This window comes from Brachybacterium massiliense (assembly GCF_900184245.1).
GTDB classification, from domain to species: domain Bacteria; phylum Actinomycetota; class Actinomycetes; order Actinomycetales; family Dermabacteraceae; genus Brachybacterium; species Brachybacterium massiliense.
Map to the genome: position 1 here is coordinate 15367 of NZ_FXXB01000006.1, position 21169 is coordinate 36535.

The following is a 21169-nucleotide window of genomic DNA, read 5'->3' on the forward strand; positions in this document are numbered from 1 at the left end:
GCACCACTCGACGCGGAGAACCGGAGAGCGCTGTGCCCGTCAAGGATGACCTGGACCGTTGGAACGCCCTGCCCACCCGCCTGCCGGACTGGTTCCGTGACGCGCCGCTGGGGATCTTCATCCACTGGGGCGCCTACTCCGTGCCCGCCTGGGCGGAGCTCGGCGCCGAGCTCGGCGCGGCCGATGACGGCGCGGACCGCCTCACCCGCAACCCCTACTCCGAGTGGTACGCCAACACCATCCGCATCGAGGGCTCCCCGGCCGCCGAGCACCACCGCACCGTCCACGACGGCGCCCCCTACGACGACTTCCTCGATACCTGGCAGGCCGAGCGCTTCGACCCAGGCGCCTGGGCGGAGCTGTTCCGCCGCGCGGGCGCCGACTACGTCGTGCTGACCACCAAGCACCACGACGGGATCCCACTGTGGGACGCCCCCGGCTCCGGGGAGCGCAACACCGCCCGTCGCGGCCCACGCCGGGACCTGGTGGGCGAGGTCGCCCGCGCCGCCGGCGGGGCCGGGCTGCGCTTCGGGGTCTACTACTCCGGCGGCCTGGACTGGCATGTGCGGCCGACGTCCCCGCTCGTGCACGGCGAGGACGTCCACGACGCCAAGCGACCCCGGGACGACGAGTACGGGAAGTACTGCAGCGCCCAGGTGCGCGACCTCATCGACCGCTACCGCCCCGACGTGCTCTGGAACGACATCGGCTGGCCGAACCAGAACATGCACTTCGGCACGGGCGGTCTCGGCGAGCTGCTCGAGCACTTCTACCGCGAGCGCCCCGAGGGGCTGATCAACGACCGCTTCTCCGGCGCCCACCACGACTTCGTGACCACCGAGTACCAGGCGGGGGAGGCGCCCGCAGAGCAGGCCTGGGAGAACTGCCGCGGCATCGGGCAGAGCTTCGGCTACAACCAGCTCGAGGGCCCCGAGCAGTACATGAGCGGCACCCAGGCCGTGCGGCACGTGATCGACGCCGTCTCCCGCGGCGGGAGGGTGCTGCTGAACGTGGGGCCCCGGGCCGACGGGACATTGCCCGAGCCCCAGGTCGAGGTGCTCGAGCAGCTGGGTGAGTTCATGGCCGAGCACAAGCAGGCGCTCGCCGGATCCCGCGGCCTCGGGGAGCTCCAGATCCCCGGCGCCGACTGGGCCCGGGCGGTCGAGAAGGACGGGCGCTGCCACGTGTTCGTCGTGGGAGACCCGGGCGTGCTGCGGATCGCGGCAGGGGATCTGCCGGAGGGCTTCGGCTGGCCGGCGGAGGGGGTCGAGGTGGAGCTGGGCGGAGCGACCTTGGTGCCGGTCGCGGTGTCGTCGGAAGCGTCGGGCCCTCGCGCTACCGTTCCCTCATGACGACCACCACCCGCGCAGACCGCGCCGCCGGAGCACTGCTGGGGCTCGCCTGCGGGGACGCCGCCGGCGTCCCCTACGAGTTCGCGAGCGCCCCGTATGATCCGCAGCGCGGCCCCGAGATGATCGGCGGCGGGCTCGGCCCGTACGCACCGGGGGAGTGGTCCGACGACACGCAGATGGCGCTGTGCATCGCGCGCGTCGCCGCCTCGGAGACCCCGATCGACTCCGAGGAGGGCCTCGATGCGATCGCGCAGGGCTTCCTGGACTGGATGCGCGAGGGCGCGAGCGACGTGGGCACCCAGACCCGCCAGGTGCTCGGCGCCCTGCAGGCCGACGACGACGGTCCCGGCCTCGGCGCACGGATGACCGCCCTGTCCGCAGAGCTGCATGCCCGCTCCGGTCGCACCGCCGGCAACGGCGCGCTGATGCGCACCGCCCCCGTCGCGCTCGCGTTCCTCGAGGACCCCGAGCGCACCGCCCGCGCGGCACGGCTGATCGCCGAGCTCACCCACGCCGACCCCCTCGCCGGGGACTCGTGCGTGCTGTGGTGCGAAGCGATCCGGCGCACGATCGTCGACGGGGTGCAGGGACGGCCCGAGGACGGCTTCGGCCTGCTGCCGCCCGAACGCCGCAGCGCCTGGGCGGCGCTCGCCGACGGCACCTGGCGCGAGGCGGCCCTGGCGCCGAACGGCTTCACCGTCACTGCCCTGTACGCCGCACTCCGCAGCATCGAGCGGGCCTCCGCGGCGCGGGACTCGGCCTTCCGCACCGGCATCGCCGCCGCGGTCGCGCTCGGCGATGACACCGACACCATCGCCGCGATCACCGGCTCGCTGCTCGGCGCGTGGACCGGGGCGGAGGAGATCCCGGCGCAGTGGGTCGATGCGGTGCACGGCTGGCCCGGCGAGGACGGGCCGGGGCTCGTGGAGCTCGCGTACGCGATCACTCGCTGACCCCGGCCCGTCCTGCTGGCGACACCGCTCAGCGGGCGGCGATCTCCTCGAGCTCGCCCACCCAGCCCCGCACGCGCTCGGGCGCGGCCCAGCTGATCTCGAGCGAGTTGCGGGCCAGCTGCACAACCTCGGCACGGGTGAGCTGCTGAGCGGTGGCGAGCGCCTCGATGTTGTCGCCCACGTAGCCGCCGAAGTAGGAGGGGTCGTCCGAGGCGATCGAGACCTTCAGCCCCTGGCGCAGCAGCGTGGTGATCTCCTCGCCTTTCATCTGCTCGGTGACGAAGGAGTTCGACAGCGGGCAGCAGGTGAAGCCGATGCCGCGTTCCTTCGCCTCCGCCACCAGATCCGGGTTCTCGAGGATGTTGGTGCCGTGGTCGATGCGCTCCACCCCGATCTGGTGCAGCACGGTGGCGATGTTGGTGATCGACTGCTCCTGATCGATGTCGCAGTGCATCGTCAGCCGGTACCCGGCCTCCTTTGCGGCGGCGAAGATCTCCGCGAACTTCTCCGGCGGGTTGCCACGTTCATCGGAGTCCAGGCCTACGCCCACGATCCGGTCGCGGTAGGGCAGGGACGCCTCGAGCGTCTCCTTCGCCGACTCCGCGCTGTGGTCGCGCAGGAAGCACATGATCAGCGCGGCATCCACGCCCAGGCTCTGCGCCTCCTCCACCGCGGACCAGAGCCCGTCGATCACGGTCGAGAAGGGGATGCCGCGGCTGGTGTGCGCCTGTGGGTCGAAGAAGATCTCCGCGCGCACCACCCCGTCGGCCGCGGCGCGGCGGAAGTAGTCCATGGTCAGGTCGTGGAAGTCCTGCTCGGTCACGAGCACCTCCATCGCCGGGTAGTACACGGCCAGGAAGCTGGTGAGGTCCGTGAACTGGTAGGTGTCGCGCACCTGCTCCACGGTGCTCTGGCCGATGTCCACGCCGTTGCGGCGCGCCAGCTCGAGCTTCAGCTCCGGCTCGAGGGTGCCCTCGATGTGCAGGTGGAGCTCGGCCTTGGGCAGGGAGTCGATGAACGGACGGTCATAGCTCGGCATGGTGGGGTGATCTCCTCGGGCGGCGGGGCATTATGCCTGGCCAGGATAGGAGCATGACGTGGGCGCGGGCCTGGGAGTTCGCGGGGCGCGGGTCGCTTCCGACGAGAAAGCGGTCGAGCCGATCGTCGGGTTCACGCTACGGTGACGCGGTGACATCCCGTGTTCGCCGCGCAGCGGCCGCCGATATTCCGCCGGCCGCTCGCGTTCTCGCCCGCGCCTTCGACGAGTATCCGTGGACCCGCTGGTCGATTCCCGCCGACGGCTACGCCCAGCGTCTGGAAGCGCTGCAGGACATCTATCTGCGTCACGCCCTGCGGTGCGGGCTGGTGCTCGTCAGCGAGGACGCGCTCGGGGTGGTGGCACTGCTGCCGCCCGATGCTCCCGCTCCCCCGCACGAGGACCAGGCACGGATCGCCGAGCTCCTCGGGGACCGGCTCGCCGCGCTCGTCTCGGCAGAGCTTCCCGCTGCGCCATCGGGCGCCTGGGAGCTCGCCACCCTCGGTGTGCATCCCAGGAGCTGGGGGCGTGGCTGCGGTTCCGCACTGCTCGCCGGCGCGCTGCAGGAAGTGGATCGTTCCGAGGCGCGCACCGTCTCCCTCGAGACCTCGGATCCTCGCAACGTGGCGCTCTACGAGCGACACGGCTTCGGCCTGACAGCGACGACGCACGTCCCGGATGGCCCGGTGGTGCACTCGATGGTGCGCCCCATCACAGAGGCCTGAGGAGACGGGTCCGAACGCCTCTCGCGCCGGTCGGTGAGCATCGGGGCGTGTGAAGAGGAAGCGTTCAGCGCCCCCGCGCCGCGAGCTTCGCCATCAGCCCCGTCGGCGCGAGCTTGGCGACGGTGGTGATCGCCTTGTAGCGCTTGCTCGGCACGGAGACGGCCTTGCCCTTGGCCACGTCCCGCAGCGACTCCTCGACCACGCGCGGCGCCTCGAGCCACTGCCAGTCAGGGATGCCCTCCTCGCCCTTGGCCAGGCCCAGTCGCTCGTGGAACTCGGTGTGCGTGTAGCCGGGGCACACGGCGGTGACGGTCACGCCGCGGGAGCGGTACCGGCTGTTGGCCCAGCGGGAGAACATCACCTGCCAGGATTTCACGGCGCCGTAGGTGGAGCGGGGCATGAACGCGGCGACCGAGGCGATGTTCAGGATCGTGCCACTGCGCCGCGCGAGCATGCCCGGCAGGGCGGCGTGCATCAGCCGCATCGGCACTTCGACGTGGAGCATGAGGTGGCGGGCCTCGTCCTCGATATCGCTGTTCTCGAAGGCGAGCGGCAGCCCGAACCCGGCGCTGTTGATCAGCACGTCGATCGGTCGCGCCGCATCCGTGAGACGGTCGACGACGGAGGCGGCGCCGGCGGGGGAGGAGAGGTCAGCGCTGAGCACCTCGACCCCTGCGGCTCCTGCGCCGGTCAGCTCGCCGGCAAGTTCCTCGAGTCGGGCCTCGTTGCGGGCGACCAGCACGAGTCGGTCACCGCGGCGTGCGAGCTGGCGGGCGTATTCGGTGCCGAGCCCGGAGCTGGCGCCGGTGATCAAGGACGTCGATGTCATGGCTCGAGCTTAGGAGGCCTCCTGGGATCCCGTGCTGGGAGGGCAGGAAGCGTGGCAGTGCCTGCAGCAGCTTGGTGGCGGGCACGAGGGTGCAGGCGACGCATGATCGGTCGACGTCCCGTTCTTTCTCTCTTCGTAGATATGGAGCGCGGCCCGCCGGGCTATTGCTTTGCCGAAGTTGAACTCGACCATGAATGCGGCGGCCAGTGCACCCGTGAACGTGAGGATCACGAGCGCGGCCGCAGAGACCCAGGTGTCCTCGAGACTGTTCATGGTGACGATCGTGAGCACCATCGTGGCGGAGGCGAACACCACTGCCAGCAGGGCCAGAAGATTCCCTGCGGAGGCGATACTGGCTGCTTTGCCCTGTACCACAGCGACGTCATACACCTCCCTCTCAGATTCGCTGACGCAGTATCCATGCTGTGAGTACGGTTTGTGGATTGAGCGGAGATGGCCGTTGACGCGTCGCTCGAGGCCTGACCCGAGCTGGCGGCTGTCGCACCGGCAATCGCTGATGGTTCTGCAGTTCACGCGCTCAGGGTAGCGATTGCTCGCTCGTATTGCGGGGTCTCGCCATGACGGCTTCGCCTTCGCACGCCAGCCGAGTACAGACCCGCCCGCTGAGGTGAGCAGGGGTCCACGGCAGCGGAGAGGCGCGCGTACGGGGAAGGGACCGTCGCCGCGGCGACCGCCAGGTGTCAGACGTTCGAGCTCGAGATGGTGCCGGTCGTGAGGTTCGCGGGGCACCGCGTCCGAGTTCTCCCGAGCGAGGCGGAGTGCCGAGCGGTACAGCGGCTCCAGCAGGCCCCTTCGCTGATGACCCGCACCGCCTCGCGGTGGGAGCGCGCGACGGACCTGTGGAATGAGTCTCGCGGCTCGGCGTTCTCTGTGATCCGGATCGATGCGGTCAGCTGCAGCCGCTGCGTGCCGGCGCCGCAGCACATGGCGACGACGCTGCCGAGGTTCTCGAACTGTCGCAGGACGGCGGACTTCAAAGGAGTCTGTCGCAGCGAAACCGAACAGTGCCGAGTGATCCATGTGTCAGCAGCGGGCCCCGGCAGCCTCCACGCTGCCAGGGCCCGCCGTCTCGCCGAGGGCTCGGGTCGCTCAGAACCCGTTGTAGCGGTAGGCGTTGTTGTTCCAGAAGGAGCTGCCCCAGGTGTGGGTGCTCGAGGTGGCTCCCACTCCGCCGGTCTGCTCGATGGCGGTGAAGGAGGTCTTCGAGGAGTCGGTCCAGCCGGTGAAGATCACGACGTGACCGGCAGCGCCGGCGGAGCCTGCGCCGAGGTTGCCGATGATGTCGCCGGGCTGGAGGTCGTCCTTCTTGATCTCGGTGAAGTGCTCGGGCAGCGTCACCGTGGAGTAGGACTGGTCCAGGCCGTACGCCATGGAGACGAAGCCGGAGCAGTCGGTGCGGTAGGAGCGACCGTCGGGCCCGGTGGTGTAGGCCTCCATCGAGTAGGGGATCCCGCGGTCCACCCAGTTCTGGCCGCGGTCGAGCACGGTCTGGCGGTCCGCGGAGAGGCCCGGATCCTCCGGGACGGGATCCTCGGGGGCGGTATCCCCGTCGCAGGCGCCGAGCCCGCTGGCATCCGGCACGGTCACATACGCGCGGGAGACGAAGCCTTCGACACCGTTGTAGGAGACCTTCGCCCAGTACTCGGTGTTGTAGGTGCCCTGCACGGCTTCGCCGGCGGTCTGGCATTCGAGGTCCACGGTGGTGCCGGCCGGGATCTGGCCGAGAATCGCGGAGCTGGTGTCGGAGCCGCTGCGGATGCTGAGCACATCGGTGGTGGTGCCGGGCGCCGCGGCATGCGCGGGCTGGCCGAGCATCGTGAAACCCGCGACGGCGAAGGCCGCCGCTGCGGCGCCGCCCAGGACTCGCTTCGAGACAGTGGTCGCGTTCATGGTTCTTCGTCCCCTCAGAGATGATGTCGGGTTCGTCGTTCCGTTTCGCCGCCGGGCAGGCCGCCGCGTCGACGCCCACGACCCTAGGGATGATGACGAATTGATAACACCCCACCCCTATGGGGACCTCTCCCCATTGCCACAGCAGGCCAGCGACGGGATCCTCGCGCGCGCCCGGAGGCTGTTCAGCGCCCCTGGCGCCGGTACTCCCGCGGCGTCATCCCGCAGGCCGCGCTCATGTGCTGGTAGAAGCTGCTGAGCGAGCCGAAGCCGGCGGCGTCTGCGATCTCCGTGATCCGCAGCGAGGTGGTCAGCAGCAGCCGCTGCGCCTCGGCGACCCGGCACATCGTCACGTACTCCCCGAGGGTCACCCCGGCGGTGCGTCGGAACACCGTCATCGCGTGCGAGGGCGCCAGGTGCACGGCGGCGGCGATCTCCGCGACGCTCAGAGGTGCGCGATGGTTCTCGCGCACGTACTGCGCCATCGCGCTGACCTGGCGAAGCCTGGCGGCGGGCACCGCGCCCGCAGCGCCGAGCGGTGCCTCGGGATCGGCGCGGGCCGACGCGCGCAGCACCCTCCGCACCGCGGCCTGGATCTCGAGCAGGGCGATCTCGGCGGAGTCGTCGTCGGCCTCAGGCGCGGTGCCCGCCGTGTCGCCGTGCTCGGAGCCGGCGAACTCGCGGCCCCAGCGATCGGCCATTCGGGCGATGTGCGCGGCGAGGTCGGGGGCGTAGGTGATCAGCGGCTGGGCGCTGAGCAGGGGAGCGGTCTGCGCTTCGGGCAGGCCCCAGCTGAGGAACATGCTGAAGGGCACGTGCAGCCAGCACATGTCCCCGGTGCGGGAGTCGACCAGGCCGTGGGGCTGCGCGGCCCAGAACACGGCGATCTCCCCGGCACGGATCGTGAGCGGATGCCCGCCGAAGAGATAGTTCAGCTGGCCATCGAGCACCAGGTTGATCTCGACGTCGTCATGGCGGTGCATCGAGAACATCGGCGGCGGCGCCCCGCGGCGCACCCACAGCCCAGGAGGCATCTCCTCGACGGCATCGCTGATCGGCCACTGGCTCATCGCCCCACTGTAGACCGCATCTCGCCGCGGCGACCGTAGGATCCTGGAACTTTCGCCGAGGATTCCGGGAGACCTCCGCCCAGCTGCGGCCCTAGCGTGAAGCCATGACAACGACGTTTGTAAAGAACCCCAAGATCACCCTCATCGGCGCCGGCGGCTTCGTGTTCCCGTTCCGGCTCATCGGGGACATCCTCTCCTTCCCCGCGCTGCGCGAGTCGACGCTGAGCCTGATGGACATCAACCCCGACAAGCTCGGCCCGGTCGCGGACGCCACGCGCGAGCTGATCGCCCACCACGGCTTCCCCACCGCGGTCGAGGAGACCACCGACCGTCGCACAGCGCTCGAGGGTGCGGACATCGTGATCATCACCTTCCAGGTGGGCGGGGTGGAGTCCTACCGGCACGACGTGGAGATCCCGCGGAGGTACGGGATCGACCAAACCGTCGGCGACACCATCGGCCCCGGCGGGGTGTTCCGCTTCCTGCGCTCCGTGCCCGCCTACGACCAGATCGCGGCCGACGCCCTCGAGGTGTGCCCGGACGCCACCTTCATCAATTACGCCAACCCCATGGCGATGGCCACTGCGTACCTGAATGCCAAGGGGCTGCGCACCGTGGGGCTGTGCCACAGCGTCCAGGGCACCACGCGAATGCTCGCCCGCACCCTCGGCGTGCCCTACGAGGAGGTCTCCTACCGCTGCGCTGGCATCAACCATCAGGCCTGGATCCTCGAGTTCATGCGCGGTCAGGAGGACCTGTATCCGCAGGTGCGCGAGGTGATGGCCGCGAAGCACCAGCGCGGCCACGGGGCCGACGGGCTCGCGGGGGACGATGGCGACCACTCCGAGGTGGCGGACGGCGCGAACGTCTACGAGGGCGGGAACGAGCAGGTGCGCACCTCGATCATGAACGCCTTCGGCTACTTCCAGACCGAGTCCAGCCACCACGCCTCGGAGTACCTGCCCTACTTCCGCAAGACCCCCGAGCTGGTGGAGGAGTTCATCCCCGAGCGCTGGGACTACTACGAGATCTGCGCCGCCCACGACGACCAGGGCGACATCGACGCCCAGCTCGAGAAGCTCAAGGCCGAGCTCGCGCCCAGCGTCGAGTACGGCGCACAGATCGCGAACTCGATCGTCACCGGCACCCCGAGCGTGATCCACGGGAACGTGCCGAACGCCGGCGCGCTGATCACCAACCTCCCGGCCGATGCCTGCGTGGAGGTGCCCTGCCTGGTCGATGCCCGCGGCGTGCAGCCCACCGCGATCGGGGAGCTGCCCCCGCAGCTCGCGGCGCTGAACCGCACCAACGTCAACGTGCAGACCCTCGCCGTGCGTGCCGCGCTCGACGGGAACGTGGACAACGTCCACCACGCCGTGGCACTGGATCCGCTGACCGCCGCGCTGCTCACCCTCGAGGACGCGCGCGCGATGACCGACGAGCTGCTGGCGGCGCATGCGGAGCGGCTGCCGGAGCGGTTGCGGAGGTGAGGACCCCGCCGCCCTCGACTGTCACCGCCTCCTCCTATGGTCCTGGCCAAGGAGGACGAGATGAAGAAGAGGTACAGCGCCCAGTGCGGGAAGAACCGCTACAGCGATGAGGGCTACGCGATCCGCAACGCGATCGCCTCGAGCCGGCGGGGCGGGCTGCCGCTGCGCACCTACCGCTGTCCCGACTGCAAGGGCTGGCACCTGACCAAGCGTCGCGAGTGGCACGAGGTGCCCGCCCCGGTGCGCGTGCCGGAGGCGCGGCACCCGAACGGTCACCGCCGCTCCTGCCCCTGCGGGCAGTGCGCGTGGTGGGCCGACGCGACGGCGCCCACGCTGGCAGCCGCCTCATGAGTCGTAGCGGCTCACCCGATTGCGCCTCCGCAACGGCGCAGAGCGCCGACGCTCACTGCGTGAAGAACGTGTACTCCGCGGAGAAGTCCTCGATGGGCTCGGTGCTGTCGGTCCGCAGCATCGCGTAGGTCTCGTCCTCGGGTCCCGAGCGCTGGATCAGCGGCAGCGTGAGGTCCTCGACCACCACGGGCTCGCCAGGGCGCAGCTCGTACTCCATGCCCTCGTCCCCGTCGCCGTACAGGGTCAGGGTGCCGCTTCCCGCGGCGATGGAGAAGGTGCCGCTGATGACGATCGTGCTGTGCCCCTCGCCGCCCTCGAGCTCGGTGCTCCACTGCTCCTCCGACGAACCGACCGACGCGCTGCAGGACATCTCGTGGTTCGAGCCGCTGCACTTCTCGCTGACGAACTTGTTGCACCCGCCCAGCATCAGCGTCGAGACCAGCAGGAGGCAGGCGATTCCGGCGCGCTTCCGATGTCGATCCATGGACGGAATCGTACGCGTGTCGCAAAATTGACATGCCCGTTCGCGATCATGCCGAGCCGGGGAGGCCTCCCTCGGGAGCCGGTGGCTCCCGAGGGAGCTCCGGCTCAGGTCACGGCCGCTGCCGCTGCCGAGACCCTGCCGTCCGCATCGAAGGACGCCAGCACTGTGAGCTCAGCGCCCTCCTCCAACAGCTGGGTCAGCCCATCAACCTTCACGTTCACGCGCCGCTCTCCGGCTGGCATCACTCGTTGGTCCTCGACGAGCACCTGGTCCCCGTCCCACACGAAGATCTTCGCAGTGCCCTTGACAGGCGCGTCGAACACTGCGGTGATCCGGTCCTTCTTCGTCGAGACGGAGACGATCTCGAGAGATCCATCGGTGGGGCCGTGCCCGCCGAGCGGAACCCCGTCGCCGGAGCTCTGCAGGATCGACTCGGGGGAGTCCACGGAGAGGGCCGCGGTCGAGGGCACGACCGCCTCTTTCGGCTCCGAGCCAGCGTCCTCGAGCCCCTCGAGGGTGACCAGGCCCCAGCGCCACGGGTCTGCCCTCACCCCGCGGAACGTGGACCAGCCCACCCGGACCTGCGCCGTCTGGTTCTGGGTATCTGAGTCGTTGATCAGCACGTTGAATCCCATGCGGGCAGGGTCGATACCGTCGGGGAGCACGTCGAAGGGGATCTTCGCCTCGAGGTCGTATCCGGAGTACTTCTCTTCGGTCTCCGCCATGGTGACGGCCACCTCCATCCCGGGGGCGGTCTCCTCGGCCTCTCCCTGATGGCTGTCGCGATCGCGCCCAGCGCCCACCGGCCCTGTCATCGACCCGAGCGACGGCATGATCCCGGCGATGAAGGTCTGTGACGTGTTCGCGGCATTGCCGCGCGGGTCGACGTAGATCTCGACGGAATCGGTACGACGCTGGCGCTTGTTGTCGTCGACCGGAAGGATCGTGCCGCGGACGTCATCGGTGACCGAGACGAACACGTACAGGTTCTCGTCGTCGAAGGTGAGCCAGGCCTGGCCGGTGACGGAGTCGGTCGTGCCGCCCGGCGTGCCTTCTCCTTCCCAGATCGCTTCGACCGGGATGGGCTCTCCGGGATACTCCTCCGCATCGCGCACTCCGTCGATGCTCGGCGCAGCATCCGCGCGCTGTGCGGCGTAGCTCGGCACGAGATTCATCGTCACCGTGCGTTCCGCAGTAGAGCCTTCGGAGCCGGTCCGGATCACCACCGGCCAAGCCCCTTCGTTCTCCGAGCGGTTCGCGGCGGGCAGAGCCGGATCCGTGCTGATCACCTCGACGGTGTGCGACACACTCTCTCCGGGGGCGACGGAAGCGATCTCGAGCTGGGCGGGCGAGACCTCGAAGCCGTTCGGCACGTCGATCTCCACCGTTCCGCCTCGGGGCTGGGAGGAGAGGTTGCGGGTGATCATCTCCAGCGTGTGCGACCGACCCTGGGCGACGGCGAACAGCTCGGGCACCAGTGCATCAAGATGCTTGAGCTCCAGTGCCTGGGTCCACTCCCGGAACTCACCGATCTCCTCGAGCGGAGCGATCGTGGACTCGAGCGCCCCGCCGACCCGTATCGGCGCGCTGTTGGTCCCCGTCGCGCTGCCCGAGGCCACGGTGACCTCGACCCGGGCGGTCTCGCCCGGGGTGAGTTCTGCACCGGCGGTGAGCTCGAACGAGAAATCGTGGAGGGTCCCTGCAGCGAGCGCGGGAAGGGGCTGCTCCGTGCTGCAGCTCCATCCTTCGGGAGCTGTGAGCGAGATGGTCCCGGACTCGAGATCGGCATCTGCAGGGGCCGCGACGATGACCGAGACGGACAGCGGCTCGCCTCCGACGAACTCGTAGCGTTCGGGACTGACTTCGATCCGCGTCCCATGGGGGAGTCCGTCCTCGAGCTCGAGGGCGGCTCCACGCAGGGCGGCATCCCCTCCCGTGGCCGGGTCCGGAAGCGGGGTGCGCGAGTGGAGCACCGTCAGCCAGGTGCTCCCGATCTCCTCCGGGTTCGAGGGACTGGCGGGTCGCTCCGCCCAGCCCTGACTGGCGTAGGTCCAGATCGCCTCATCCTTGACAGCGGACCAGCGCTTCCCGTGCCGGGCGCTCTCGGTGCCCTCCCAGACGCCGAACACCAGATCACTGGCCACCGTTGGGGTGTAGCCGTGCGAGACCCCGTCAGGACCTGTCGGCCCCTCACCGTTCGCGCCGCTGCGCAGGATCCGGTCAGGTGTCCAGGGTGTAAGGCCCTCCGCGAGGTGCTCCGGGAAGGCGTCGGGGTCTCCGGCGCTCAGGTACGCCTCGAGCGCGTACATCGCCGCCTGCTGGTGGTTGCCGTGGTTTCCCGCGACGGCGGAGGGATTCATCGTGATGATGACCTCCGGCCGAGTCGCCCGCACCACTCGCACGATCCGTCCGAGCAGCTCGTCCCCACCCCAGACCTCACGAGACAGGGGAGCGCTCGCGGTGTAGTAGAAGTCCACGGCATCGAGGTTGTACACGTGCTCGATGCCCGCGAGTCGCACGGCATCGCGCTCCTCGGACTCGCGCAGGAGGCCCAGCGGCGGGCCTTCCTCGAGGCCGACGGCATTGCCGCCGCCCTCGCCGCGGGTGGCGGTGATGACTCCGACACGCATGCCATGGAACTCGTTCCACTGGCCGAGGGCCGCCAAGGTGCCGGCTTCATCGTCAGGGTGGGCGCCGATGAACAGGATGTTCAGCTTCACTGCTTCCGGCGCCTCCTCGGCGATCGCTCGTTCTGCAGGCGTCAGCGCGAGCCCGGTGGTGGACAGCGCGGTCGACGCGCCGAGCACTCCGGTGGCTTGCAGCACCCGCCGACGACTCACGTTTGTACGCGACCTGCTGTGACAGTTCTCCATGAGGATCCTCTCCTGGGCCTGGCATCACCTCTCCGTGATGCCGCTCATACTTCATAGCCCGAAGTAAGTGGCGGTGGCAAGGGCTCCAGGAGGGGCACTCTTTCTTTCATCTCCTGTTGTTTCTTGCGGCGTCGTGGAGGGGGGAGGCGGTCGCCAAGGCCTTGCGCGCTCACTTTCTGCACGCTATAAAGTAACTATGTCGATGGTGACCCCCTCCGCAGCGAATGGCGCCCAGCGCCTCCGCCGCCATGAAGCCGTGGTGAGCGCACTGCTCGAACACGGCACCATGTCGCGCACCGAGCTCGCGGAGATCACCGGCTACTCGCAGTCCTCGATGACGTCGTCCATCCGCCACCTGATACGTCTTGGTCACGTGATCGAGACCGGGCGCGGCCGGTCCACGGGCGGCCGGCGCCGGACCCTGCTGGAGTTCGACAGGCGCAGCGTGCTGCTCATGATCCTGTCCGTCGACGCGGGCCACATGGTGGCCAGACAGGTCGACCTCTCCGGGACCGTGCACGTCCAGGTGCGACGCAAGCTGGACCCCGAGCATCCGCAGGCGGCGGTCACCGCTGCCGTCGAAGCGCTCCAGAACGCCGCCGAGGCACAATCCACCTGCGCGATCATCTCGATGCCCGGCGTGGTCTCGGCCGACGGCGACGTCTCGCTGGCTCCCGCTCTCGGTGCCTCACCCGGCCGTCGGCTGCAGGATCTGGTCGCCGAGATCTCCGGCCTGCACACCATCGGCGAGAACGACGTCAACCTCCTCGCACTGGGCGAGTCCGAGGACGGCGCTGTCCGTGACGGTGACGACTTCGGACTGATCTACGTCGGGGACGGGATCGGCGGTGCTCTGGTGCTGAACGGTCAGGTGCGCCGCGGCGCTACCGGCTCCGCCGGCGAGATCGGCTTCCTGCCCTGGAGCGGAGCTGACGGCGGAACGCTGACTCGCGCTGTCAGCGGCACCGCCGTCGGGCCTCTGGAGTACGACTGGTCCGTCCCGGCGCTGTCCGCCAAGGCCGAGGCGATCGGCATCGAGTCCGGCACCACCCACATCGTCACGGCCCTCGAGCAGAGCGACTCGCCCGACGCCGCGATCCTCCTCGGGCAGGCGCTGGATGCGTGGGCGTACGCCGCGATCGTGCTCACCTGCGTGGTGAACCCCGGCCGGATCGTCCTGGCCGGTGATGCCGCCACTCTCGGCCCTGCCTCCCGTGAAGCACTCGCCGACCGCGTCCGCGCGGGAAGTCCGTCGCCGGTGGATGTCTGCTATGCCGAGCTGGGCGACCGCGCGATCGTCAGCGGCGCCATCGCGCAGGTGCGCACCGCTCCCTGGATCTTCCTGCCCGAGGAAGACAGTCCGCACCCGCAGTCCCCGGAGCCCGCGGCTCCCGACTCCGAGCGCCGTCCCGGACCCGAATCCATGGCCGAGCCGCACCCGAACAACGAAACCCCGTACACGAACACACCCCACCTCGAAGGAGAGATCTGATGTTCAACCGACGCAAGTATCTGCAGGGCACCGCACTGGCTGGGACGGTTGCCGCTCTGGCGGCCTGTGGCCTCGACGGAGGTGGCAGCAGCTCCGGCGGTGGAGAGGGCGGCGCCGTGCCGTTCACCATCTACACCGCCCGGGACAGTGCGCTCGCCGAGAAGGTGGTCGCAGACTTCGAAGCGGCCCACCCGGAATGGGAAGGCATGGCGACCATCCTCAACCTCGGCGCCCAGGAGGCGCTCGAGCGTGTCCGTGCCGAGAAGAGCAATCCTCAGGGTGATGTCTGGTGGGGAGGCACCCGCCAGCAGCTGACGCAGGGCGCCGCCGATGGCGTGCTCGCAGCGGCGCCGCAGGAAGTCGTGGACGCGGTCCCGGAGGACTACCGCGACCCGGAGGGGCTGTGGGTCGGCGAGATGCTCCTCGCTGAGCTGTTCATGATCAACACGGAGATGATCAGCGGCGACGAGATCCCGGGCGACTGGGACGATCTGCTGGACCCGCAGTACGCCGGGAACATCGTGATCCGCGACGTCGAGGCCTCCGGCACCATGCGCGCGATCTACTGCGCCATGATCGATCGCCTCTACGAGGAGGAGGAATCGCCGGAGCCCGGGTACGAGTGGCTGCTCGGCCTGGATGCGAACACTGTGGCGTACGCCGCCAACCCCACCGACATGTACCAGCGGGTAAGCCGCGAAGAAGCTGCCATTTCTCCGTGGAACCTGCAGGACATCATGCTGCAGAAGCACGGCGACTTCCCGATGTTCGACGCCGTGGTCCCTGCCTCCGGTGCACCGATGCTGGTGGACGGACTGGCCAAGATCGCGAACGGCCCCGGGGGCGCCGGTGCCGATGCCTTCATCAGCTACCTGATGAGCGCAGAGGTGCAGACGGCGATGGCGGAGGAGTACTTCCAGATCCCCGCCATCGAGCTCGAGGAGGAGCCGCAGTGGCTCGTGGACCTCGGACTGAAGGAGATGGAGGTCGACTGGGACCGCATCGCCGAGAACGAAGAGGAGTGGATCAGCTACTGGGCGAGCAACATCAAGGGCCAGGGCTGACCAGGTCTTCTGACCACGATGGGGCCCGCCCGGGCGGGCGGGCCCCATGCCATTTTCGGAGGGAACCATGAATTCTGTCGATCTCGAGAGCATCACGAAGATCTACGGCGGCACCACCCCGTCGGTCGACGACGTCTCACTGACCGTCGGTGATGGTGAGTTCTTCACACTTCTCGGCCCGTCGGGATGCGGGAAATCGACCACGCTCCGCATGATCGCCGGTTTCATCAGCCCGACATCGGGCACGATCCGCTTCGGTGACCGAGACGTGACCTCGCTGCCGCCGCACAAGCGTGACACGGGCATGGTCTTTCAGAACTACGCGCTCTTCCCTCATATGGACGTCGCCGGCAACGTCGCCTACGGCCTGTCGATGCGTCGAGTCGGCAAGGAGGAGAAGCGCACTCGCGTGGCGAAGGCTCTGGAGATCGTCGGGCTGGACGGGTATGCGGACCGCCGGATCGACCAGCTCTCCGGCGGCCAGCAGCAGCGCGTCGCACTGGCCCGCGCGCTCGTGATCGAACCGTCGGTCCTGCTTCTCGATGAACCGCTGTCGAACCTGGACGCCAAACTGCGCGAGGAGACCCGCGCCCAGATCCGCCAAATCCAGCAGCGCGCGAGCACCACGAGCGTCTACGTCACCCATGACCAGTCCGAAGCGATGGCGATGTCGGACCGCATCGCGGTGATGAGCGCCGGTGTGCTCCACCAGGTGGGAGCACCTCGAGAGATCTACCGCCGGCCCGCGACCAGCTTCGTAGCCCGCTTCATCGGTCGCTCCAACGTGCTCGAGGGAGCCATCGAGGGTGTCGAGAGCTCGAGACTCGCTGTACGACTGGACGGCGGCGAAGCCCTGTTCGCACCGATCGTGAACGGCACGCTCTCCTCCGAGGTGGTCAAGGGAGATCGCGTCGCACTGTCGCTGCGCCCGGAGACCCTGAGGATCGATCCGCTCGAGGACACCGCTGAGGTCCCGGTCGGCGCGATCCGAGCCACCGTGAGGATGTCCGAGTTCACCGGGTCGAGCTGTGTGGTCTGGCTGCGCTACGGAGAGCAGGATCTGCTCGCGACCATTCCGGACACGGATGATCTCCCGCAGGACGGGGAGGACGTCCTGCTGCGTCCCGACATCGAGCGGACCTGGGTGGTGGCGCCGTGACACTGACTGCGAAACCCCAGGCCGCGGCGGTTCCGCGGAGGCGGCGCTCCCGGTTGCAGCTCACCGCCTCGGACAGATTCGTCTATGCACTGTCGATCCCGCTGGTGCTCATCCTGCTGATCTACATCGTCTTCCCGATGATCGCCACCGTGGTCACCTCCATGGAAGGCGGCGGCGCCGTCTACCAAGACTTCCTGGGCGGGAACTCTCGCCGGGCGCTCTTCCTGTCGGTCGGGATCTCGCTGGCATCGGTGCTCACCTCCGGAGTTCTGGGCACGGCGCTCGCCGTACTGCTGACCCGCTTCTCCTTCGCCGGGCGCTCGGTCCTGAAGGTCTTCGCGCTCCTGCCGTTGGCGCTGCCTCCGCTGATCGGTGCGATGTCGTTCTACTACCTCTACGGCACCAGCGGCATCATCCCGCGCCTGCTCGAGGAGGTCATCGGGATCCCGGCGTCCACCACGTCGTTCGACGGCCTGGCCGGGGTGATGCTCGTGCACACGCTGACTATGTACCCGTACTTCTACCTCTCCGTCAGCGCCGGGCTCTCCGGTTCTGACGCCTCCCTCGAGGAGGCAGCGATGAATCTCGGCGCGAGCCGGGCCACCATGTGGCGCACAGTGCTGCTGCCGATGCTCACGCCGGCGCTGGTCTCCGGTGCGCTGCTGACCTTCATGGTCTCGATGGCCTCGTTCACGGCCCCGCAGTTCTACAACGTCAACACCCTGACCATGCGGATCGTCGCAGCCCGCACCTCAGGCGCCTACGACCTCGCGGCGGCTCAGTCCACCGTGCTGTCCGTGGTCTCGATCCTCTTCCTGCTGCTGATGCGCTGGTACCAGAACCGTCGGCTCACCCGTTCCATGTCGAAGGGAACTCCACAGGCGCTCAAGGTCGTCCAGGGGGTCCTGCCTCAGATCGGTGCCGCGCTCGGCTCCGCAGTCATCGTCGCGATCCTGGTCGCGCCGGTCGCGTCGATCCTGCTGCTGGCCTTCACGGTCAACGGCACCTGGACCACCCAGATCCTCCCGCCCGAGTACACCCTGCAGAACTTCATCGACATCTTCACGGAGCCTCGCAGCCTGCGACCGATCCTGGTCTCCTCGCAGATGTCCGCGGTGGCGATGGCCGCATCGATCGTGGTGGGCGTCCTGACCGCATGGGTGATCGCACGCTGGAAGGGCAAGGGCGCCGGAATCCTCGACCTCATGATCATGCTGCCGTGGGCACTGCCGGGCACTGTGGTGGGCGTCAACATCGTCACCGCTTTCGCCTCGCCCACCCCGTTCAACCTCGGGCAGGTGCTCATCGGCTCCCTCTGGATCCTGCCGCTGGCGTACTTCATCCGCTTCGTGCCGCTGGTGTTCCGCAACGCCGCTGCCTCGCTCGCACAGATCGATCCCTCGGTCGAGGAGGCCGCGCAGAACCTCGGTGCAGGTCCGTTCCGCACTTTGCGCACGATCACCCTGCCGCTGATGGCGCGCGGAGTGATCGCCGGTGCTCTGCTCGCCTTCGTCCAGGGCTTCGGCGAGTACGTCGCCTCCGTGGTCATCTACCCGGCCCGCTACGTGCCGCTGTCGGTGGAGATCTACAACCGTCAGTACTCCAACGACCTCGGATCCGCCTTCGCCTACGGCTCGCTGCAGGTGCTGGCGATCCTCATCGTCCTGATCGTCTCGGAGCTCCTCGAGAAACCGGGGCGCTTCCGCCGCCGCCGTCGTCCCGCAGGAGCCGACACCACCGCTGCCACCACCACTGCCGCTGCCCCTGCAGCGTGAGAGGAGCCCCTGTTGTCCCAGGAGCAACACCCCGCTGAGGACCGGAACCTCCCGGACCCCGTCGCCGAGAAGCCCCCCGGCCCCGCCGGTGGGACCGACCGCATCCCTCTGACGGGCCGGGAGGACCTGTCGATCTACTGGGACAACCACCTGCGCGTCGCCTTCGAGCAGTCCGCACCGCACGACCTGCCGGCGATGGTCGAGGCATCCCTGGCCCACGTGATCATGCTGCGCGGCACAGGGGCGCTCACCGAGCAGCGCGCCGACCGCCTGCTGGGTGGCCTGCTGCAGCTGTGGCAACGCTGGGGAGACGAAAACCCTGGCGGCGACTGGACACCGCGTGTCTCCTCGCACCCCTTCGACGGATCGGTGGAGGACCCGTACTACTACCTCGAACAGCAGCTCGCCGCCGCCTGCGGGATCAGCACCGCCGAGCTCGACGTGCAGCTGGCCCGGAGTCGCAACGATCTCGATGCGGGTGTCTTCAGGATGATCCTGCGCCGGGGCATCCTCGACCTGGCGGAGCTGCTGCTGCAGACGGTCCGGGACCTCACCGCCGCGGCCTCGCGCACCGTCGACGCCGTTCTGATCGGGCACACCCACCGCCGCCCGGCTCAGCCCACCACCATCGCCCATGTGCTCTCGGGGCTCGCCGAGGCCATGCTCTCCCAAGCCGAGGAGCTGCTGTCCGTCTACGACGAGATGAACGTGTCACCGCTCGGCTCAGCGGCGTTCACCGGTACGGACATCGCGATCGACGCGCAGCGCGTCGCCGATCTGCTCGGCTTCGGAAGCTCGTTCACGGCCTCCTACGAAGCCGTCGCCGGAGCCGAGCACTTCATGCGTCTCGCCGCGCTGCACGCCCGAATCGGCGCGACCGGGGCGCGCTGGGCTCGGGTGCTGCAGGAGTGGATGAATCTGGGGTGGGTCCGGATGCCCACGGAGTTCACCCAGGGATCCTCGATCATGCCGCAGAAGAAGAATCCGGTGGTCCTCGAACATCTGGTCTCGATGTCAGGCGCCGCGAACGGTGAGATGTCCTCGGTCTTCACGACGATCGCCGCCGGCTGGTACGAGGACTCCAACAACGCCACCACCGATGTGCAGAAGCATCTGTGGTCGTCCACGGAAAGGGTGCTGCGCGTGGTGCGGCTGCTGGACGGCCTCACCCTCGAGATCGAGCCGGAGGAGCTGCCCACGGACGAGGAGATCGTTCGCTCAGGCGCGACCACGACCGCCGTCGCCGAAGCCCTGGCCACCCGTTCTGTCCCGTGGCGCGGCGCGCATGACGTGGTGGGGATCCTCTTCCGCCAGGGAGACCCCACCACCTGGACCGCTCGACAGGTGGAAGACGCACTCGTAGATGCCGGCATCGAGGACGACGGGGCGCTGCGCGATCTCGTGCTCGAGTCCGGCCGGGAGCCTCGACGCATCCTGGATCGCGAGCAGCCCGGATCTCCCGGGCGCGGCCCCATCGCAGTGGCGTTGGGTGTGGCCGAGGAGCGGGCAGGGCGCCTCGCCAGCTCGTTCTCCGAGCGCAGAGAAGCGCTGGACGGAGCGCGAGAGGAGCTGGTGCGGACGGCAGAGGAGCTCGTCGGCACAGCAGAGCCAGGGCTGGTGCTGAGCGTGATCGGGAACGCGAACCTCGATGTGATCGTCCATCGTGCCCGTTCGTTTCCGCCTGCGGGCACCGAGCAGATCGTGCCGGGCATCGAGGTGAGGCTCGGAGGATCTGCCGCGATCGCCGCTCAGCGCTCCGCCCAGATGGGCCTGCCCACGCGCCTGGTGGCGAAGGTGGGCGATGACCCGACAGGAGAGATGGTGCGCACCCTCGCCAGCGAGGACGGACTGGTCACCGACCTGATCATGGACTCTGCTCATGACTCCGGGCTCACCGTGGTCGCCGAGGACCGAGGTTTCGAGCGGTCCTTCCTTTCCTCGCTCGGAGCGATGGGACGCTTCGGCCCGGGCGACGTCCCCGATACCGCGCTCAGGGCGCGGTATGTGCTCTGCAGCGGGTACTTCCTGCTGCCCGAGATGAAGGGTGCGGCCACCGGGTCGCTGCTGACCGCCGCACACCGACATGGGGCGATCACGGCCGTCGACACCGGCCACCCGGACGGCGGCTGGAACGAGGAAGTGCGCAAGGAGCTGCTGGAGCACGTGCTGCCGCACACCGACTACTTCCTGCCCAACGAGAGCGAGCTGACCGGTATCACCGGCATCGATGACGTCGATCGGGCGGCGCAGCACCTCTCCGCCCATTGCGGGACCACCGTGATCGCGAAGCTCGGCGCGCACGGTGCACTGCTGGCCGCGGACGGGAAGGTCACGAGAGCCGCCGCTCCCAGCGTCGAGGTCGTGGACACCACCGGAGCCGGAGACTCGTTCAACGCGGCGCTGCTGGCCGCCCTGCACCGCGGAGAGAGCACCGCGGATGCCCTGGCCTCCGCAGTGAGGACGGCGAGCGAACTGGTCGCCACTGCGCCGGAGCAGCGGGCCGAGGTGCTGCGGCGCGCGTGACTCCCGGCCGGGCATCCAGGCCGAGCGGGCACGAGGTCACAGGTCTCGCGCTGGAGACCGGGCCGCCGTCGCGCACCATGCG

At 69.0% G+C, this 21169-nt stretch carries 17 protein-coding genes; 10 read left to right on the forward strand and 7 right to left on the reverse strand.

The genetic code is table 11. The annotated features are described in order from the left end of the window. Positions 1 to 32: 32 nt before the first annotated feature. Both BN4251_RS04385 and BN4251_RS04390 read left to right on the forward strand, forming a co-directional pair. On the forward strand, positions 33 to 1352 hold the full coding sequence (locus BN4251_RS04385) for an alpha-L-fucosidase (protein ID WP_170931829.1): 1320 nt from the start codon (positions 33 to 35) through the stop codon (positions 1350 to 1352). After that, complete coding sequence (locus BN4251_RS04390; protein ID WP_087483934.1) at positions 1349 to 2305, forward strand: ADP-ribosylglycohydrolase family protein; 957 nt, start codon at positions 1349 to 1351, stop codon at positions 2303 to 2305. The genes BN4251_RS04385 and BN4251_RS04390 overlap by 4 nt, the downstream gene beginning before the upstream one ends. A gap of 28 nt (positions 2306 to 2333) precedes the next feature. On the opposite strand, the gene add is transcribed toward BN4251_RS04390, so the two are convergent. Further along, positions 2334 to 3344, reverse strand: a complete 1011-nt coding sequence (gene add, locus BN4251_RS04395; RefSeq protein WP_087483935.1) for an adenosine deaminase — start codon at positions 3342 to 3344, stop codon at positions 2334 to 2336. A gap of 149 nt (positions 3345 to 3493) precedes the next feature. Here add and BN4251_RS04400 point away from each other — a divergent pair, with 149 nt between their 5' ends. Next, on the forward strand, positions 3494 to 4066 hold the full coding sequence (locus tag BN4251_RS04400) for a GNAT family N-acetyltransferase (protein WP_245810195.1): 573 nt from the start codon (positions 3494 to 3496) through the stop codon (positions 4064 to 4066). A 64-nt stretch (positions 4067 to 4130) separates the two neighbouring features. Here the strand turns inward: BN4251_RS04400 and BN4251_RS04405 are convergent, their stop codons facing one another. From BN4251_RS04405 to BN4251_RS04425, 4 genes are all read right to left on the reverse strand, one after another. Continuing rightward, positions 4131 to 4895, reverse strand: coding sequence for an SDR family NAD(P)-dependent oxidoreductase (locus BN4251_RS04405; protein ID WP_087483937.1), 765 nt, complete (start codon positions 4893 to 4895; stop codon positions 4131 to 4133). Positions 4896 to 4904: 9 nt separating this feature from the next. After that, on the reverse strand, positions 4905 to 5285 hold the full coding sequence (locus BN4251_RS04410) for a hypothetical protein (protein ID WP_087483938.1): 381 nt from the start codon (positions 5283 to 5285) through the stop codon (positions 4905 to 4907). Between the two features lie 720 nt (positions 5286 to 6005). Beyond that, on the reverse strand, positions 6006 to 6806 hold the full coding sequence (locus BN4251_RS04420; protein WP_087483940.1) for an SH3 domain-containing protein: 801 nt from the start codon (positions 6804 to 6806) through the stop codon (positions 6006 to 6008). A 185-nt stretch (positions 6807 to 6991) separates the two neighbouring features. Continuing rightward, the gene (locus BN4251_RS04425; protein ID WP_087483941.1) at positions 6992 to 7876 is read right to left on the reverse strand and encodes a helix-turn-helix domain-containing protein; all 885 of its coding nucleotides are present in this window, start codon (positions 7874 to 7876) and stop codon (positions 6992 to 6994) included. A 104-nt stretch (positions 7877 to 7980) separates the two neighbouring features. On the opposite strand from BN4251_RS04425, the gene melA reads away from it, so the two are divergent. Both melA and BN4251_RS04435 read left to right on the forward strand, forming a co-directional pair. Then, a complete protein-coding gene (gene melA, locus BN4251_RS04430; protein ID WP_087483942.1) occupies positions 7981 to 9366 on the forward strand; it encodes an alpha-glucosidase/alpha-galactosidase in 1386 nt (461 codons plus the stop codon). A 60-nt stretch (positions 9367 to 9426) separates the two neighbouring features. Further along, a complete protein-coding gene (locus BN4251_RS04435; protein ID WP_140398385.1) occupies positions 9427 to 9717 on the forward strand; it encodes a hypothetical protein in 291 nt (96 codons plus the stop codon). A 52-nt stretch (positions 9718 to 9769) separates the two neighbouring features. Here BN4251_RS04435 and BN4251_RS04440 read toward each other — a convergent pair whose 3' ends face one another. Then, a complete protein-coding gene (locus tag BN4251_RS04440; RefSeq protein ID WP_087483944.1) occupies positions 9770 to 10201 on the reverse strand; it encodes a hypothetical protein in 432 nt (143 codons plus the stop codon). Positions 10202 to 10305: 104 nt separating this feature from the next. Continuing rightward, entirely contained in the window at positions 10306 to 13041 is a 2736-nt protein-coding gene (locus BN4251_RS04445; RefSeq protein WP_170931830.1) for a sugar-binding protein, read from the reverse strand. A gap of 229 nt (positions 13042 to 13270) precedes the next feature. Between BN4251_RS04445 and BN4251_RS04450 the strand changes: the two genes are divergently transcribed. The 5 genes from BN4251_RS04450 (at position 13271) to BN4251_RS04470 (ending at position 21087) form a co-directional block, all read left to right on the forward strand. Beyond that, positions 13271 to 14566 (forward strand): ROK family transcriptional regulator, encoded by a 1296-nt coding sequence (locus BN4251_RS04450; RefSeq protein WP_087483946.1) that lies wholly within the window; start codon positions 13271 to 13273, stop codon positions 14564 to 14566. Next, positions 14566 to 15630, forward strand: coding sequence for an extracellular solute-binding protein (locus BN4251_RS04455; protein WP_087483947.1), 1065 nt, complete (start codon positions 14566 to 14568; stop codon positions 15628 to 15630). The genes BN4251_RS04450 and BN4251_RS04455 overlap by 1 nt, the downstream gene beginning before the upstream one ends. Before the next feature lie 67 nt (positions 15631 to 15697). Continuing rightward, positions 15698 to 16789 carry an ABC transporter ATP-binding protein gene (locus BN4251_RS04460; protein WP_087483948.1) on the forward strand — a complete coding sequence of 364 codons (1092 nt, stop codon included), beginning with the start codon at positions 15698 to 15700 and terminating at the stop codon, positions 16787 to 16789. A 53-nt stretch (positions 16790 to 16842) separates the two neighbouring features. Continuing rightward, entirely contained in the window at positions 16843 to 18564 is a 1722-nt protein-coding gene (locus tag BN4251_RS04465; RefSeq protein ID WP_245810196.1) for an ABC transporter permease, read from the forward strand. Positions 18565 to 18576: 12 nt separating this feature from the next. Further along, a complete protein-coding gene (locus BN4251_RS04470; protein WP_170931831.1) occupies positions 18577 to 21087 on the forward strand; it encodes a PfkB family carbohydrate kinase in 2511 nt (836 codons plus the stop codon). The last annotated feature ends 82 nt before the right edge of the window (positions 21088 to 21169 follow it).